Genomic DNA, 2493 nt, shown 5'->3' on the forward strand with positions numbered 1-2493 from the left:
GGTAAGCGGCAAGGAGACCCCATCTGGCGCGGCTGATGCTGAGTAGGGTATGTCGGGCATACGAGTTGTCTGAATGTGAGGATCTATGTCTAGACCTGCGGCTGGCCTTGGGTTGATGCGAATGATCGAGGCGGTGCCCGATCGCCTTGACGGGTCGCCGCGACAGTTGCGGCGGTTCTGGTCCGACGAGTTCAAGGCCACAGCGGTTGAGCAGGCCTGTCAGCCCGGTGTGAACATGTCTGCAGTGGCGCGGCAGATCGGTATCTTGCCGTCTCAACTCTACCGCTGGCGTAGAGAGCTGTTGGGCAGTGATGGGTCTGGACTAGCAGCGGCAGTTGATCCGCAGAGCGTCGCACCTGACCCCGTCGTCGAAATCGACATTGACGGTATCGTTGTGCGGGTTGGCCGGCAGGTTGAAGAAGCGCATCTGCAGCGTGTCATCCGAGCGGTTCGCTCAGCATGATCCCGGCAGGTGTAAAGGTCTTCCTGGCCAGCCATCCCATCGACTTCCGCAAAGGGCCGGACAGCCTGCTGTCGCTGGTGCGGGATGCTGGCAGTGATCCATTTAACGGCTCGCTTTATGTCTTCCGGGCCAAACGGGCCGACCGGATCAAGATCGTCTGGTGGGATGGATCCGGGGTTTGCCTTTACGCCAAGCGGCTGGAGAAGGCGCAGTTTTGCTGGCCGCGGATAGGCCACAACCGAGTCCAGCTCAACCATGCCCAGCTCTTGGCGCTCGTTGACGGCATGGACTGGAAACGGGTGCGCTCGGTGGCGGTGAAGCCGCCGGAGATTGTTGGGTAAATGCCTGCGGCAAAGTGAATCAACCGCCTGAAAGGGCAGGAAAACCGGAGCAAAATATGCTCTAGTAGACGTCATGACGCCGCCCGATCTGCAGCTCCCGGATGATATAGAGACCCTGAAAGCTATGGTCCTTGCCATGGCCGAGAAGGCAGCGCGCACCGAGGCTCTTGAGAGCGAGGTCGCAGACCTGAAAGCCAGAAACGCCGATGCTGATGAACGCATCGAACGACTGACCCAAATCCTGAAAGCCTTTGATCGTGCCCGCTTTGGCCGGCGATCAGAAAAACTCGGCTCTCCAGGCATCGATGATGAGCAGCAGGCCTTTGTCTTCGAGGAAATCGAGACCGGCATCGCGGCGATCCGAGCCCAGGTCAACAAGGGCGCAACCCATCCCGACAGCAAACGTCCGCCGCGGCCGCGCAAAGGCTTCGCACCGCATCTGGAACGGGTTGAAGTGGTGATCGAGCCGGATGAACTGCCCGAACACGTCGGCAAACAGAAGGTGCTGATCGGAGAAGACGTCTCGGAGCGACTTGACGTCGTGCCGGCGAAGTTCCGCGTCATCGTCACGCGCCGACCGAAGTATGCCTTCAAAAATGAAGACGGCGTCATTCAGGCCGCCGCACCCGCGCACATTATCGAGGCGGGCATTCCGACGGAAGCGCTTCTCGCGCAGATCGCCGTCTCTAAGTATGCCGATGGCCTTCCGCTCTATCGGCAGGAGGCAATCTATGCTCGCGACAAGGTCGAGCTTGACCGGAAACTGATGGCTCAATGGATGGGTAAGCTTGGCTTTGAACTTGATATCCTGGCCGACTACATCCTCGCCGAGATCAAGAAGGCTGAGCGTATCTTCGCTGACGAGACGACGTTGCCCACACTCGCGCCCGGATCCGGATCGGCCAAGACGGCCTGGCTTTGGGCTTATGCCCGCGATGACAGACCCTTCGGTGGCAGTAGCCCGCCGATGGTTGCCTATCGCTTCGAAGATAGCCGTGCTGGCGATCGGGTCGCCCGGCATCTGAGTGGCTATCGCGGTATTCTGCAGGTTGACGGACATGGTGCCTATAACAAGCTTGCCAGATCTGACGGAGGCAATGACGGCGTGATGCTGGCCTACTGCTGGTCCCATAGCAGGCGCAGGTTCTACGAGCTCCATGCCTCAGACAGCTCCAAGATCGCCACCGAGACGGTGGAACTGATGGCGAAGCTCTGGCAGGTGGAAGAAACAGCTCGCGGGCAAAGCCCTGACGCCCGTGTCGCCGCGCGCCAGGCGACATCTGCTGCGGTTGTCACGGAGCTCTTCGCCCTCTGGGAGAAGACCCTACCGCGGATCTCTGGCAAGTCGAAGCTGGCCGAGGCGATCCGCTATGCAACCTCGCGTCGCTCCATCTTCGAGCGCTTCCTCACCGACGGCCGCATCGAGCTCGATAACAACATAGTCGAGCGTGCAATCAGGCCCCAGACAATTACCAGGAAGAATAGCCTCTTCGCCGGCAGCGATGGCGGTGGAAGGACTTGGGCAACAATCGCCACGCTCCTTCAAACAGCGAAAATGAACAATATCGATCCGCAGGCCTGGCTCACCCAGACACTCGAGCGCATAGCCAATGGTTGGCCCAGCAGCGATCTCGATGCACTCATGCCGTGGAATTACACGCGCTGAACGGTCTCAGCTTGCCGCTTACC

3 protein-coding genes are annotated in these 2493 nt (G+C 59.9%); all 3 read left to right on the plus strand.

Annotated features, from left to right (window positions below; all coding sequences use genetic code 11):
- Positions 1-85 precede the first annotated feature (85 nt).
- The 3 genes from GGQ73_RS22750 to tnpC all read left to right on the plus strand — a co-directional run bounded on the left by GGQ73_RS22750 (position 86) and on the right by tnpC (position 2470).
- Positions 86-463 carry a transposase gene (locus GGQ73_RS22750; protein ID WP_183897996.1) on the plus strand — a complete coding sequence of 126 codons (378 nt, stop codon included), beginning with the start codon at positions 86-88 and terminating at the stop codon, positions 461-463.
- Positions 460-804: an IS66 family insertion sequence element accessory protein TnpB gene (tnpB, locus tag GGQ73_RS22755; RefSeq protein ID WP_183897997.1), complete on the plus strand. Its 345-nt coding sequence runs from the start codon at positions 460-462 to the stop codon at positions 802-804. Before GGQ73_RS22750 ends, tnpB begins: the two co-directional genes overlap by 4 nt.
- A 73-nt stretch (positions 805-877) precedes the next feature.
- On the plus strand, positions 878-2470 hold the full coding sequence (gene tnpC / locus GGQ73_RS22760) for an IS66 family transposase (protein WP_183897998.1): 1593 nt from the start codon (positions 878-880) through the stop codon (positions 2468-2470).
- Positions 2471-2493 lie beyond the last annotated feature (23 nt).

The organism is Rhizobium skierniewicense, assembly GCF_014196515.1.
Lineage (GTDB): Bacteria > Pseudomonadota > Alphaproteobacteria > Rhizobiales > Rhizobiaceae > Agrobacterium > Agrobacterium skierniewicense.

What these genes read in the sequence shown, in the direction of transcription:
- GGQ73_RS22750 (WP_183897996.1), top strand. Translation starts at nt 86, where the DNA reads ATGTCTAGACCTGCGGCTGGCCTTGGGTTGATGCGAATGATCGAGGCG.
- tnpB (WP_183897997.1), top strand. Translation starts at nt 460, where the DNA reads ATGATCCCGGCAGGTGTAAAGGTCTTCCTGGCCAGCCATCCCATCGAC.
- tnpC (WP_183897998.1), top strand. Translation starts at nt 878, where the DNA reads ATGACGCCGCCCGATCTGCAGCTCCCGGATGATATAGAGACCCTGAAA.